Source organism: Microseira wollei NIES-4236 (assembly GCF_020521235.1).
Lineage (GTDB): Bacteria > Cyanobacteriota > Cyanobacteriia > Cyanobacteriales > Aerosakkonemataceae > Microseira > Microseira wollei.
In genome coordinates this window covers 15,665-28,416 of sequence record NZ_BLAY01000044.1, presented here as the reverse complement: position 1 = coordinate 28,416, position 12,752 = coordinate 15,665, and the positions used below count along the sequence as shown (strand labels likewise).

General features: G+C 45.2%; 15 protein-coding genes and 1 tRNA gene. 9 read left to right on the top strand and 7 right to left on the bottom strand.

The genetic code is table 11. The features are described from left to right. Positions 1 to 45 precede the first annotated feature (45 nt). Positions 46 to 255 carry a hypothetical protein gene (locus MiSe_RS16235; RefSeq protein WP_226581861.1) on the top strand — a complete coding sequence of 70 codons (210 nt, stop codon included), beginning with the start codon at positions 46 to 48 and terminating at the stop codon, positions 253 to 255. A gap of 27 nt (positions 256 to 282) precedes the next feature. Here the strand turns inward: MiSe_RS16235 and MiSe_RS16230 are convergent, their stop codons facing one another. Beyond that, positions 283 to 945 carry an L-threonylcarbamoyladenylate synthase gene (locus MiSe_RS16230; protein ID WP_226581859.1) on the bottom strand — a complete coding sequence of 221 codons (663 nt, stop codon included), beginning with the start codon at positions 943 to 945 and terminating at the stop codon, positions 283 to 285. A 195-nt stretch (positions 946 to 1,140) separates the two neighbouring features. Here MiSe_RS16230 and larC point away from each other — a divergent pair, with 195 nt between their 5' ends. From larC to MiSe_RS50970, 4 genes are all read left to right on the top strand, one after another. After that, positions 1,141 to 2,442: a nickel pincer cofactor biosynthesis protein LarC gene (gene larC / locus MiSe_RS16225; RefSeq protein WP_226581837.1), complete on the top strand. Its 1,302-nt coding sequence runs from the start codon at positions 1,141 to 1,143 to the stop codon at positions 2,440 to 2,442. A gap of 684 nt (positions 2,443 to 3,126) precedes the next feature. Then, complete coding sequence (locus MiSe_RS16220) at positions 3,127 to 3,444, top strand: hypothetical protein (RefSeq protein WP_226581830.1); 318 nt, start codon at positions 3,127 to 3,129, stop codon at positions 3,442 to 3,444. Positions 3,445 to 3,456: 12 nt separating this feature from the next. Next, positions 3,457 to 4,428 (top strand): S8 family serine peptidase, encoded by a 972-nt coding sequence (locus MiSe_RS50975; RefSeq protein ID WP_264196518.1) that lies wholly within the window; start codon positions 3,457 to 3,459, stop codon positions 4,426 to 4,428. Beyond that, entirely contained in the window at positions 4,404 to 5,084 is a 681-nt protein-coding gene (locus MiSe_RS50970) for a S8 family serine peptidase (protein ID WP_264196517.1), read from the top strand. Before MiSe_RS50975 ends, MiSe_RS50970 begins: the two co-directional genes overlap by 25 nt. A gap of 579 nt (positions 5,085 to 5,663) precedes the next feature. Here MiSe_RS50970 and MiSe_RS16210 read toward each other — a convergent pair. Beyond that, complete coding sequence (locus MiSe_RS16210) at positions 5,664 to 6,278, bottom strand: DUF6658 family protein (protein ID WP_226581823.1); 615 nt, start codon at positions 6,276 to 6,278, stop codon at positions 5,664 to 5,666. 126 nt (positions 6,279 to 6,404) lie between these two features. Next, on the bottom strand, positions 6,405 to 6,965 hold the full coding sequence (locus tag MiSe_RS16205) for a DUF6658 family protein (RefSeq protein ID WP_226581819.1): 561 nt from the start codon (positions 6,963 to 6,965) through the stop codon (positions 6,405 to 6,407). 266 nt (positions 6,966 to 7,231) lie between these two features. On the opposite strand from MiSe_RS16205, the gene MiSe_RS16200 reads away from it, so the two are divergent. Genes MiSe_RS16200 through MiSe_RS16190 form a run of 3 tightly spaced genes read left to right on the top strand, consistent with a single transcriptional unit; the run spans position 7,232 to position 7,915 of the window. After that, positions 7,232 to 7,531: a hypothetical protein gene (locus MiSe_RS16200; RefSeq protein WP_226581809.1), complete on the top strand. Its 300-nt coding sequence runs from the start codon at positions 7,232 to 7,234 to the stop codon at positions 7,529 to 7,531. A 12-nt stretch (positions 7,532 to 7,543) separates the two neighbouring features. Continuing rightward, a complete protein-coding gene (locus MiSe_RS16195; RefSeq protein ID WP_226581791.1) occupies positions 7,544 to 7,687 on the top strand; it encodes a hypothetical protein in 144 nt (47 codons plus the stop codon). A gap of 12 nt (positions 7,688 to 7,699) precedes the next feature. Next, the gene (locus MiSe_RS16190) at positions 7,700 to 7,915 is read left to right on the top strand and encodes a hypothetical protein (protein ID WP_226581784.1); all 216 of its coding nucleotides are present in this window, start codon (positions 7,700 to 7,702) and stop codon (positions 7,913 to 7,915) included. Here the strand turns inward: MiSe_RS16190 and MiSe_RS16185 are convergent. Then, entirely contained in the window at positions 7,912 to 8,184 is a 273-nt protein-coding gene (locus tag MiSe_RS16185; protein ID WP_226581774.1) for a WGxxGxxG family protein, read from the bottom strand. The two genes, MiSe_RS16190 and MiSe_RS16185, sit on opposite strands and share 4 nt — an antisense overlap. Before the next feature lie 292 nt (positions 8,185 to 8,476). Here MiSe_RS16185 and MiSe_RS16180 point away from each other — a divergent pair, with 292 nt between their 5' ends. Beyond that, on the top strand, positions 8,477 to 9,424 hold the full coding sequence (locus MiSe_RS16180; RefSeq protein WP_226581766.1) for a lysylphosphatidylglycerol synthase transmembrane domain-containing protein: 948 nt from the start codon (positions 8,477 to 8,479) through the stop codon (positions 9,422 to 9,424). A gap of 77 nt (positions 9,425 to 9,501) precedes the next feature. Here MiSe_RS16180 and MiSe_RS16175 read toward each other — a convergent pair whose 3' ends face one another. The 3 genes from MiSe_RS16175 to MiSe_RS16165 all read right to left on the bottom strand — a co-directional run bounded on the left by MiSe_RS16175 (position 9,502) and on the right by MiSe_RS16165 (position 12,493). Beyond that, entirely contained in the window at positions 9,502 to 10,863 is a 1,362-nt protein-coding gene (locus MiSe_RS16175; RefSeq protein ID WP_226581746.1) for a Sll1247 family protein, read from the bottom strand. A gap of 692 nt (positions 10,864 to 11,555) precedes the next feature. After that, a tRNA-Leu gene (locus tag MiSe_RS16170) sits at positions 11,556 to 11,639 on the bottom strand. Continuing rightward, positions 11,618 to 12,493, bottom strand: a complete 876-nt coding sequence (locus tag MiSe_RS16165; protein WP_226581739.1) for a M48 family metallopeptidase — start codon at positions 12,491 to 12,493, stop codon at positions 11,618 to 11,620. The genes MiSe_RS16170 and MiSe_RS16165 overlap by 22 nt, the downstream gene beginning before the upstream one ends. Positions 12,494 to 12,752 lie beyond the last annotated feature (259 nt).

The following is a 12,752-nucleotide window of genomic DNA, read 5'->3' as shown; positions in this document are numbered from 1 at the left end:
CGATGTGGCACTGTTATAACCTGTCAAATTTAGGTAAAAAATACTATGGTTCCCCCTGGCAGAGGTGCCGGGGATAAAAGCAGGCTCAACCCCAATATGGGCGGGAGTTTTGGGCATTTAGAGACGGTGACTTCGCACCACAACCGTCCTCCCATAAACTCCTCCTCCGAGTGGACAATCGAACAACTGGATAAAAAAGGTTTTGTTATGCGGATTTTAAATTTGAGAACGGGTAAGTTACCTTTTCTGGCTTGATGGGTGAGTCTAACCCCCCAAGCCTCCCTATAATTGCATAGCCGCCATAGCCTCCCAACCCAGTCCCTGGCGCACTACAACTGGCTCTTCTCCCGTTAAATCCAGAATCGTTGACACTTCAAAACCCGGTTCCGAGCCATCGTCCACCATGACATCCACCAGTTTGTGCATACTGTCAAACAGTTCCTCCTTGGAGTAAAAGCCGTTCGTTTCCAAGTTACCCTTCGGGAAGGTTTCATCCTCGCTGACTAAATGAGCCGAAGTCGAAATAATCGGATTGTCTAACGCCTGCAACAGCGCCTGACAAACCGGATGATCTGGCACCCGAATCCCGGTAGTTTTGCGCTTGGGATTCATCACCAGCTGGGGGACTAACTTGGTTGCCGGTAGCAGGAACGTGTATGGACCAGGTATTAAATGCTTCATCATCCGATAAGCAGAGTCGCTTACCCAAGCGTAGGTTGCCACATCGGATAAAGACGGACACAAAAACGTCAGCGGCTTGTCGTTGGATAGCTGTTTAATCCGCCTCACCCGTTGTACGCCGGATTTAGATTTGAGATCGCAACCGATCGCATATACCGTATCGGTAGGGTACAGCATCACTGCTCCTTCCTGAAGGGCTTCCTTAATTTGTTCTATACTGCGAGCTTGGGGTGTATCCGGATGAACCCTATAAATTGTAGCCATTGGAACCTCGACGGGTGACTGTCATAGCAGATATTACCGACAAGCGGTTGCGGTTGTCTGTAAGGGGAAAAACAAAAATTTTGCAATCTATCGTTAGACAGAAAAAGTTCTTTGATCTGTGGCAAAATTGGAATGGAAACGTTGCTGCGAACTCTGCTGTAAGCGAATTAAATATAGCTGAATCAGCTTTCTATTATGAACAAACTCGCCTACCTCGAATGTCCCACCGGCATTGCCGGTGATATGTGTTTGGGAGCGCTGGTAGATGCTGGTGTTCCAATTGATTACATAGTAGAAAAGCTCAGCAGTTTGGGCATCGCCCACGAGTATGAATTACGAGCTGAACAATTAAAACATAATGGTCAACAAGCTACAAAAGTGCATGTTGAACTATTAGACCATCACCACCATCACCACGACGACGAGGGAGAGGCCCACGTCCACGGACGCTACCTGCCAGAAATTGAGCAAATGATTAGCAGCGCCAAATTGCCAGCGCGGGTGGAAGGGATGAGTTTAGCAGTATTTCGTAAACTGGCAGATGCCGAGGGTGCAGTACACGGAATTTCGCCAGAAAAAGTTCATTTCCACGAAGTTGGTGCGACGGATGCAATTGTAGATATCGTCGGTACTTGTTTGGGATTGGATTGGTTGGGAATAGAACAACTTTATTGTTCCGCAATGCCAACGGGTGGCGGGACAGTAAAAGCTGCCCACGGTGTAATGCCGGTGCCAGTGCCAGCGGTATTAAAATTGTGGGAAATCAGGGGAGGCGTACCAGTTTACAGCAACGGCATTGAGAAAGAATTGTGTACCCCTACCGGAGTTGCGATCGCCACCACCCTAGCCACCGCCTTTGGTCCCCCACCCCCCATGACCATCCACCGCGTCGCCAAAGGCGCAGGAACCCTAAAATTACCCATTCCCAACATCCTGCGATTATGGATTGGCGAAACAGCCAACGACCAATTACCCTCGTTCCCTGGCTCTGCCTGGGAAGGCCATTACCCTCGTTCCCTGGCTCTGTCTGGGAACGCCATTACCAATTTAGAAACCATTTCGGTGTTGGAAACGCAAATCGATGACTTGAGTCCGCAAGCGATCGCATACACCTTTGACGCCTTATTTAATGCCGGTGCATTGGATGTTTTTTCCCAACCTATCGTGATGAAAAAGTCAAGAGCAGGAATACTCTTGACAGTTATTTGTTATCCCGAAAAACAATCAGCCTGCGAAGCAGTTTTATTTCAGGAAACAACAACTTTAGGAATTCGCCGCTCGACTCAGCAACGAACTATTTTGCCACGAGAAATTCAGCAGGTGCAAACGCCTTTTGGCGAAGTGCGCGTCAAAGTTGCTTATCACCAAGGTTCCCTAACCAACGTCCAACCCGAATACGAAGATTGTGCAGCATTGGCAAAGCAACATCAGAAAAGTTGGCGCGAAATTCATCGCCTAGCTCTACAAAGTTGGTACAAACAAATTGGTAATTGGTAATTGGTAATTGGTAATTGGATTCATTGGCAGTAGGGGGGTTTAACGAGGCCATCACCAAAGTTTCGACCTATATCTCTTTCCTTGCTCAACAATTTTTCAGGTGAAACCCGGTTTCTTGCCACAGATTGATTGGTAAAACCCGCCCCTACTTTTGACAATTACCCTCGTTTCCACGGCTCTGCCTGGGAACGCCATTACCAGCGCCAAGGGATGTAACTAACGCAAGTTGCTAGTTATAAACTTTGGCGTTGCAAGCTTGCTAATTGCTAATTGCTAATCTAGGATTTTTAGCAATCTCGCCATTAGCCATTAGCCATTAGCCGCTGTGAGAGAAATTGCAAGCTTGCTAATTGCTAATTGCTAATCTAGGATTTTTAGCAATCTCGCCATTAGCCATTAGCCATTAGCCGCTGTGAGAGAAATAACTAGCAACTTGAGTTAACTAACAACTTGAGTTATTAGACCCCTAGTAAAAGGCATACTGGATTGTCCAGTATGTAACGCAAGTTGCTAGTTACATCAAGCGGTACTGGTAATGGCTAATGGCTAATGGCTAATGGGTAGTTGTCAAGAAGGCAAAAGCCTGTTAACCCAATTAGCAATTAGCCATTAGCAATTAGCAAGCGAGCAATTACCGCTGTCACAAGTTATAACTAGCAACTTGGGTTATGTAGGAGATTTCTTATGTCAACTATTTCCTCCTCCACATCTGGACCTATCGCTCTGGAAAACCTCTTTTACCCAGATTTTTATGACGAAAACAGTCTAGATTTGGCTGGTTTTAGCGATTGGCAAGCATTAGAGCAATCGAGAAATTATAGCGATTGGCAAGCATTAGAGCAATCGAGAAATTATAGCGGATTGCAGGCGCATGAGGTACACTTTCGTTTGTATAGCGGCAGCATTAATGCTGCCGCTATACAAACGAAGCCAGAAGGCTTGACTTCACTCGCTGGCAATCCGCTGTACAGTCTAGCCCCACCGTTAGTCGATAGCAAGTGAGTTTTAACCAGATTGAATTATCCCCAATCTTTGGATAGATCCGGGATTTATCAATTGCATAAAACCTCGGCTTTTATTGACCTTAATTCCTCCAAAAAAAATAATTTTGATAATAGTCAACTGATGAATCAACCCTTGAGTTTTGGTTTAAACCAAGGTCAAGCTGTTTCTCGCTTTGTAGAAGTGCGGCAGAATTTCAGCTCTTCTGGGTTGAATGAAAAACCTGCTTTATCCCAGCATCCTTTTAATAGTAACTTTGGCTATGGTTTGGTCGATGCCGCAGGGGCGGTAGCCGCCGCCATTGGAAGAAGTCCTTTTGCCGAAGTCCCCGCTCTAGGAGGAAATAATTGGGGATTGGATGCAATTAAAGCGCCAGAAGTTTGGCATCAGGGATACAGGGGACAAGGAACTGTAGTCGCTGTAATTGATACGGGAGTTGACTACACCCATAGTGATTTGGATCGCAATATTTGGGTTAACCCAAACGAAATTCCTGGAAATAACCTGGATGATGACCGCAATGGTTTTGTTGATGATGTCCGGGGTTGGGATTTCGTAACTGATGATAGCGCTCCGATGGATGAACAAGGACACGGCACTCACGTAGCGGGAATAATTGCAGCAGAAAATAATGGCTTTGGCACAACTGGAGTCGCTTTTAATGCCAAAATTATGCCCGTGAGAGTGTTAGGTGAATCCGGAGGCTCCCAATCAGATATTGCTGCCGGAATTCGTTATGCTGTCGATAACGGTGCTGATGTAATTAACCTCAGTCTGGGAGGCGATTTTACTTCTCGTCAAGAAGCTAACGCGATTAGATATGCTGCTGAAAAAGGCGTTGTCGTTGTGATGGCAGCAGGCAACGAATCTAAATCCCAACCTGTATATCCGGCTCGCTATTCTACCAATTATGGGATTGCTGTTGGGGCAGTCAATCGAAATAATCAGATGCCTGGGTTTTGCAAGCCGGAAATACACAGTTAGATTATGTAGTTGCGCCTGGGGTTAATGTTTACTCTACTTGGACGGGTAATAGTTATGAATTCGCCACTGGCACATCGATGGCTTCACCTTATGTGGCGGGTGTCGCTGCTTTGACTTTAAGTGCCAATCCCAATCTGTCACCGGCGCAGGTAGAAACAATCCTGACTTCAACGGCTAATGGGACAATCGTGCAGTCTGCTGGTGTAAATTCAACAGCAGCAAAAGGTTTAAAGTCTAGTGCCGCAATGGTCGATAGCGTAACTGGAAATACTATCGATGCTGATTTTGATCGTTTTAGTTTGGAAGATGCTGCTGCGAAGGATTTTAATGTAGATCCAGTGACGAGTGCGGCGGCGCCCAAGCACCTACTACGAACGGGTGCGATCGCGCAAAACACCCCTGAAAATAACATTGCTCCCAACATCTCTCCACAGCTAATGGCAAACGAGATCTTACTTGCGGGGGTAACCTGTCTTGTCACCAATTTCAAAAATAGTATCAATCTACCCCTCGAAACTGGTGTAGCTTCCATCCCGCTGGATTCTTGGGATAATTCTACCGGGTATATTATCCCCGAAAAACCAGGGCAGAACTCGCCGATTTTAGCTCCAATGTATGATAAAAACCTCAAGCTAGAAGATGGTTTTGCTACCTAATCGCAGGTAGAAATGCTGGACTTACGCACGACGATCCTATCACCAAAGTTTGTTGCTGCGAACGCGAGTGCTAGGGGTGTGCATATCTCTAGTTCTCTTGCGACGATTTTTCAGAGAAACTTTGGTGTTTGCGTCAGATCATGTCCTTAGGTATCGGTAGTGTATGGATGGCTAATTGCTAATTGCTAATTGCTCGCAATTCAATTGCCAGAGAGCCGCCATTAGCGATTAACTATTAGCAGTTACACAACCGTTGCTATTGGACATGATATCAGTCCTGAAATGTTTAGCGTCCCATCGCAAAAAGGAAATTTATCATACATAAAATCCCCACCAGAACCTGTAATATCGGTGGGGGAACCTAAGCTATTGAATCCAAAATGAGGCTAAATTCAAGTTCAGTCTTCGGTGCTAAATAACGCAAGTTGCTAGTTATAAACAAGGGCGTTGCTAATTGCTAATTGCTAATTGCTAATTGCTAATTGCTAATCTTGGATTTTTACCAATTTCGCCATTAGCCATTAGCCATTAGCCGCTCCCAGAGAGATAACTAGCAACTTGAGTTAAATAGCGAGTGGATTAATCCAAGCGATCCAATTCGCGGGACTTGTCTTTAGCATAGCTAGAAACATCATCCGCAGCTCGCTGAGCTTTATAAGCTGCATCTTGAGCATTTTCCTTCACATTAGATGCTGCTTGCTTGGCACTACTTTTCACGTCATAGGCGGCATCTTGAGTGTTTTCTTTGATGTTTTCAAGTCCCCGCTGAGTGCCCTTAGTAACTCCTTCGTTTACTTCTTTAACAGAAGAGCCTATATCCTCACCAAGGTTTTCAATTCTTTCGCCTAGAGGCGTGCCTGAACGGTAATTGTGAAAGTATTGTTCGGGGGTGTCAGCGCGCTTTTGGAGATTTTGTTCAGCTTTTTTTTCCAGATAATTTGCCTTTGCTTCAACTCCCGTTCTGTCGGCTCTGGGATCGACATCGCTAAATTGATTCATCCCACCTTCGCGGGGATTAGTGATGGCATTTTTCGGCACGTATTGTTCCGGATATGCCTTGGTATCTAGAGCTTTCGCTTGCACTGAGTTACTGGGGTTACAAGCAGTCGCGAAAAATAAGAAACTGCTTGCCAAAAACACCGTAACAATTCGGACAATCCGCATATTTTGCCAAAAAGAAATGATTCGTTTCATCGGAATATTTCCTCCCTTTTTTGAGTTTTGTTAGAGTTTAACTGCCAACGCATCCGAGGGCAAATCCATCTTTTCTTAAGTAACCGATTGTTGCATTATATTTCACATGATTGGCCAAAACATCGATTACTTATGCGTTTTGGTTACGGTGTTTATAGGTTCGCCTCCTTTTTGGATTTCTTCAGATTTATCTGTTAAGAATTCAGACGCTTCTGAGAAAGATTCCTGAACTTTTTCCAGACGGTCGCTGATGCGATCGCCTAAATTTTCCTGGCGCTGAATCAGCCCGCCCGGTTGAGGTTTTTCTGCGTCTTTTGCAGTTTTAATCGGTAATTTTTTTCCATTCTCGAACGTACCTGCCGGTGCTTCAGCCCCTGGATAAAGTAGCTCTTGATGCCCAGAAGCGACAATCAGCCGCTCGGAATTAAGCTGTAAATCTGCCCGCTCTTTACCAGTTTGGTTGTTAATGCGAGGGTCGGTAGATGAATTAAAATTGGTGTAACCATCTCCACCACCTTTGTAAGGGTTGTTTGCCCCACCCGCTTGCACTGGAGGGTTGTTCGGACGCGCCCCTCTGGCATCACCAGGGTTACAAGCGGTGCTAAGAAATACCAACGCACCTGCTAAAAACACAGTCAATATTTTACGCAGTTGCAGTTTTTTAAAGAACCCATTCAACTGTTTCATGGCTGACTCCCATATTTTTATCCAACGCTTGTTAAGGATAGAAAAAAAATCAAGATTAATTCCTCTAGCTGAGGTCGCATTATTGTGAAGGCAAGGGAGAATTTGCTTCTAACTTTAGAGAGAGAATGGTAACGCAACTAGCTAAAGGAATAAAACTAAAAAATACAGGTATTTAAACAAAAAACCCGTCGCAAAAATACCTGGGGCAGGCAGGATGCCTACCCCACATGATCAGAAAATATCTTGTGGGGTAGGGGGCAGGCAGGATGCCTACCCCACATGATCAGAAAATATCTTGTGGGGTAGGGGGCAGGCAGGATGCCTACCCCACAAAATCAGGAAAAATATTGTGGGGTGGGGGGCAGGCAGGATGCCTACCCCACAAAATCAGGAAAAATATTGTGGGGTGGGGGGCAGGCAGGATGCCTACCCCACAAAATCAGAAAATATCTTGTGGGGTAGGGGGCAGGCAGGATGCCTACCCCACAAAATCAGAAAATATCTTGTGGGGTAGGGGGCAGGCAGGATGCCTACCCCACAAAATCAGGAAACATCTTGTGGGGTAGGGGGCAGGCAGGATGCCTACCCCACAAAATCAGGAAATATCTTGTGGGGTAGGGGGCAGGCAGGATGCCTACCCCACAAAATCAGGAAACATCTTGTGGGGTAGGGGGCAGGCAGGATGCCTACCCCACAAAATCAGGAAACATCTTGTGGGGTAGGGGGCAGGCAGGATGCCTACCCCACAAAATCAGGAAACATCTTGTGGGGTGGGCGTCCCGCCCGCCCTTCAAATAGTTAGCTACAAAACTTTATTAAGTAATCGAAAGAAGGCTGTAGGCAAAACTCCTAAAGCCTTCTTGGTGGATAGGCGATCGCCCTTACCCAGAGAAACTCTATACCAAGAAACCCGGTTTCTGACCTCCGAAGTGCGTAAGTCCTGTTTTTAGAACCGCTGACCGGGAGTACCCACTTCATTGGGTTCGCGGTAACGCGCGGGTTCTTCGCGCTTCTTGGCTAAACCAGCCAAACCGATTAAACCAAGCAATCCCAGCCAACCCCAATCAAAGCCGCGGTCTTCGGTGCGATATTGGGTCCCGGTGCGACGGTCGGTGTCTACATTCGGATTGGTCGTCGTTTGAGCAGATACGGGTAAAACGGCGGGGACGCTCAAACTCAAGGCGAGAAGACTAGCTCCAACAAATTTAGAGAATTTCACAGTCAAGTTTCCTCCTTCTGTTTTAAAATTCCTGAAGATTCTTTGCTACAACTGTTATGGTGTGTGAGGGTAGGCAAGTGAGCGAGTCAACAAAACAACTCTTATTTATTACCTTATTGATTGGCAGTAAAACTACAATCATCCTGCGGCTAGAAACTTAGAATTTCTTAGACTATCACTAGAGATATAGACATCCCGCCCAGAGAGATTTGCACCTGCACCGGGCGTTCTCGTCCCCTGTGTTTTAGGAGCGGCTCAACGCCAGTAGTAAAACTTTTACATCGCCGTCAAAATGAAGAAAATTATTTCATCTCTAAAGCCTTACCTGCGCTGGGTAATTCTAGGCGGGACGCTGTTTTTTTTGGTCAAAACTTTTAAGGATAACTGGCAGGAAGTCGCTACAATCCGGATTACCAGTGCTGGATGGACAAATCTAGCGATCGCTTGGTTGGTCACTTTACTCGCTCACGTTTGGTCTGGTTGGGTTTGGAGTTGGATTCTCAGGGAATTAAACCAACCTTTGAGCGGGCCTTGGGGTGTCCGAGTTTACCTGATGACCAATTTTGCTAAGTATTTACCTGGTAATATTTGGCATTTTTACGGACGAGTGAGAGCGGTTAAAACTGCTGGTGCTTCCGGAGGTGCGGCTACTTTAAGCGTGTTGTTGGAACCGCTGCTAATGGCGGCGTCGGCGTTATTGATTGCTTTAATTTGTATCCAGATCGTCGGGATGGGGTTACCCCAGCAATACAGGTGGTGGCAATTTCTCGGTTTACCCGCCGTGCTGATGGCGGTTCATCCCTGGAGTTTGAACAAAGCGATCGCTTTGATGGGTCGTTTGAAGCTTCAGTCACAAGATTCTACCCCGCCTCATGGTACTGGTTTCAAAATGGAACATTATCCCCTCATACCTTTACTGGGAGAATTGGGTTTTGTCGGACTGCGAAGTGCTGGTTTTTTGTTTACTTGGATCGCTCTCCAACCTGTGGATCTCAACCAGATGATTTTGATTTTAGGGGATTTTAGTTTGGCTTGGATGTTGGGTTTGATTACCCCGGGCGCGCCGGGAGGTATTGGCGTGTTTGAAGTGACTGCGATCGCTCTCCTCGATCGATACTTTTCTGATGGTCTTATCCTCAGCGTCGTCGCCTTCAACCGCTTGGTCAGTATTTTAGCTGAAGCTGCTGGTGCTGCACTAGCTTTGCTGTACGAACGTTGGTTTCACCTGATTAAAAAGTAACGCCAGTTGCTAATTGCTAATTGCTAATTGCTCATCTAGCATTTTTCCTGATTGAGCCAAATTGATCGAGTAATTTTCTATGACCAATCTTCATAATTTTCGGCTTTTTTATCTTCCTTAAACTGGGAAAAAATTCGGTATCCATCCAGAGCCAAGCACGAATTCTTCTCCGCAGCATTAGCATTTGGCATCTGGACTAAATTGTATTCAACATCTTCAGTATAAATTGCCAATGTTACGTTTAAAATTTCTAAAAAATTAATCAACCATTGGCATTCGTCTTCTGGATATTTTTCGTAGTATTGGATCGCCACTGCCAGACAAGCTTCTAAATGCGCCCGCACGTTCTTACAAATTAGTACCAGTTTTACTAAAACCACGACTAAATTTAGTACGTGTCCTTGGGTCAGCAATAGAATGAATAGCTCAGAAGGTTCTTTCTTATTATTTGTAATTAAATATTCTATGACTCGATTACAAGTTCGGAATCTTAATGAATTCTCCAAACTTTCTTCATCATAATTTTCATAAATCCTTTCTAATTTACCTGCCAGGTTTTTACTTACAACCTTAGCAAAATTTTCATTTTCCACATCAAATATCAAATATTTTATCAGGTTTTTCTTAAAATACTTATAGGTTATATTTTGATTTTGTTTAACAAAAATATGTGCCAGGTTTGTATAGCTGAATGCGCCACGCCTGAGTACAATCGCTTTCACCAGAGGCAAAACCTCATCCCCCAATCCAGTTGGGTTTTTAATCCGGTGGTTATTAGCAACAGCAGATTGAGAACGCGCGGTGTACATAGCTAGTTCAAATTTAAACTGATCTTTCAATTGCTGCGAAAATATTTTGGCAGCTGACCGCTGTTCTACTGGATTATTCAAATCCACATATTGAGGGACTAATAGGTAAGAAGTGAAGCGATTTTTCCAATGGGATCTGACATTGTATTTTGCCACAAACAAATTAAGTTCTTGATAATCTTTGCTGTTAATAAAATTAACTATCCATTTTTGCAGACGGTCTAAGGTTGGCGAGCCAGTTTTTTCACCAATCTTATATTCAATGAAGATTTTAATTAGAGCGTTAATCCCTTGATATTGCCTGGTAGCATACCAGTTATTGAGCAGAATATAACAAGATCGCTTCAGGGTATTTCTAAACTCTAATTCATCATTCCCCAACAATAGTTCAGAGATAGCAATCAGCGCTTTTGAGTAACGGATTCCTCCAGAATAAATAAATATTTTTTTAAATTCTTGCAAAATCTCATCAGGCTCTTTTATCTTAACGCTATATAATAAATATTCATAAATAATACTTTGGTTGTATTGAATATTCTGTTGAGCTTTTTCAAGCTGAATCAGAGCCTTTGTCTGAGCAGCAGTTGGTCGAGCGTTATCGAAAATTTCAAGTAATAATGATTGCGTCATTTTCCTGTAATTAGGCGTTTAAAAACTAGAGGTTAACCTGAATCAACTTGAGAGCATTTCCCTATTTTTGATTTTAAATTATTTTAGCTGCACATAGGCGTGAAACTAATCACCCAAGCGGGTTATAGATATAGGATGCTTTGGCGACAAAACGCCGTGCCAGCTAAATCAGGACTTACGCAAAAAAACTTTGGCGATCCGAAAAATCGTGGGTTTACAGTCGCGAGATTGACGCATCACCGTTTTTGGCCGCGCGTGCGTCAGTGCTTTAAATGCAAAACTATGCACGTAACCTTGACAATTTAGAATTTGGCGACCTGGTTCGCCGAGTCGCCCATTCGTGCTGTGATGATAACCTCCGAATGCTGCTTTCAGATAAATTAGCAGCTGAAAATCCATTTGTAAAGATATGATTAAGCGAACCAAGTAGGTTGCCGTTTTTCTTTAAATGTACAGGACTGACGCAGGACGAGGCCAGAAACCCGGTTTCGACCGTCGTTCGCGCAGCGTGCCGGAGGCATATCTCTGGTTGCCAAACCCACTATTTTTCGGATCGCCCTTTGTTTCTTTGCGTAAGTCCTAATGTACTTGACAAAAGCTATTGACATACCCATTAAAAAAGGGTCAGTTCACAAACCGACCCTTCTGTAGTTATGGGGGTGGTGGGACTTAACCAACCCAATAGTTAAACATGGGCGGGAAGAGAATCGAACTCTTATTCCCTCGCGGGAGGTAGATTTTGAGTCTACTGCGTCTACCAGTTTCGCCACCCGCCCTTGGGTGAAGCTTTACCAGTATACACCATTTCTCCGTTTTGCAACAACAATTGATATTCTTTACTGCTCGCCCAGCGATCGATTTCTCTGGCTCGCAGTACCGGCACCGGGTGAGTCAGGGTGCTTGTTTGCGCCTGCTTGAGCATTTCGCCCAATTCGTTGTTGCTGATATTGTCGTAGGCACGGGCTTGGGCTAAAAACGCTTCTAAGTTCAATTGGGGGGCTAAAGTCGGCGAACCGCCTGCTAGCTTCATCAGGACAGAACTGACAACTTTGGGGTTTTGGGTAGCGAGTAACGCGGCGCGATCGCAGGTAAACTCAGCACAGCGCAACCACCGTAACATTTGTTCCCGCATCCCTTGCGCCACGATTCCCCCCCAATTGGGAAGTTGTCCGGCTGCCAGTACAATTAAATTCGCGATCGTCAAGTAAACCCCATGCTCGCACTTGAGGTGTCCCAACTCGTGAGCAATCACCGCTTGAATTTCCTCCGGCACGAGCAAGTCAATTAAAGACGTGTGCATGACGATAAAAGGCTGCTTCCCGCGCATCGCGAACGTGTAAGCATTGGGAACCGGATGTTGGCGCACGTAGAGTTGGGGCGGTTCCAAATCCAAAATTTGACAAGCTTCCAGCAACAACTTGTGTAACTGGGGCAGTTGTTTTTCGCCCACCAACACGCTTGCCGCAATATTTTCCAGATAGAAAAACTGTTCTGCCACTGGCCCCAACAAATTGCGTACCATCACATCAAGGCCAGATAATTGCTTAATCGCCTGAGTTGCCTCTAAATCCAGAGGATGGCGAAATTGGTCTGCTTTTAAACCGATCAGCGGCGTCTTAGGGAAATACATGTATCGTTTTTCAGATCTGGGTGCTTGAGCTTGGTTGGTTGCGACGCGGAGAATCGCAGCCAGTTGCTTCTAGAGATCTTAGTTCATCAGCTGAGAAACCGGGTTTCTGCATAGATCCAGGACTTACCCACGACGAGAAAAGAAACAAAGGTGAGACCGTCGATCTCTGGTTCCCTTTCCGCCGGATTTTTGCGAGAAACCCGGTTTCTTTGGCGAAAACCTGCGGCATTCTCTTCCTCTTCTTCTTTGCGTCCTACCC

Bases quoted from the DNA above. Each gene is read 5' to 3' on its own strand.
- MiSe_RS16235 (WP_226581861.1), top strand. From the start codon at position 46: ATGGTTCCCCCTGGCAGAGGTGCCGGGGATAAAAGCAGGCTCAACCCC.
- MiSe_RS16230 (WP_226581859.1), bottom strand. From the start codon at position 945: ATGGCTACAATTTATAGGGTTCATCCGGATACACCCCAAGCTCGCAGT.
- larC (WP_226581837.1), top strand. From the start codon at position 1,141: ATGAACAAACTCGCCTACCTCGAATGTCCCACCGGCATTGCCGGTGAT.
- MiSe_RS16220 (WP_226581830.1), top strand. From the start codon at position 3,127: ATGTCAACTATTTCCTCCTCCACATCTGGACCTATCGCTCTGGAAAAC.
- MiSe_RS16210 (WP_226581823.1), bottom strand. From the start codon at position 6,278: ATGAAACGAATCATTTCTTTTTGGCAAAATATGCGGATTGTCCGAATT.
- MiSe_RS16205 (WP_226581819.1), bottom strand. From the start codon at position 6,965: ATGAAACAGTTGAATGGGTTCTTTAAAAAACTGCAACTGCGTAAAATA.
- MiSe_RS16200 (WP_226581809.1), top strand. From the start codon at position 7,232: ATGCCTACCCCACATGATCAGAAAATATCTTGTGGGGTAGGGGGCAGG.
- MiSe_RS16195 (WP_226581791.1), top strand. From the start codon at position 7,544: ATGCCTACCCCACAAAATCAGGAAATATCTTGTGGGGTAGGGGGCAGG.
- MiSe_RS16190 (WP_226581784.1), top strand. From the start codon at position 7,700: ATGCCTACCCCACAAAATCAGGAAACATCTTGTGGGGTGGGCGTCCCG.
- MiSe_RS16180 (WP_226581766.1), top strand. From the start codon at position 8,477: ATGAAGAAAATTATTTCATCTCTAAAGCCTTACCTGCGCTGGGTAATT.
- MiSe_RS16175 (WP_226581746.1), bottom strand. From the start codon at position 10,863: ATGACGCAATCATTATTACTTGAAATTTTCGATAACGCTCGACCAACT.
- MiSe_RS16165 (WP_226581739.1), bottom strand. From the start codon at position 12,493: ATGTATTTCCCTAAGACGCCGCTGATCGGTTTAAAAGCAGACCAATTT.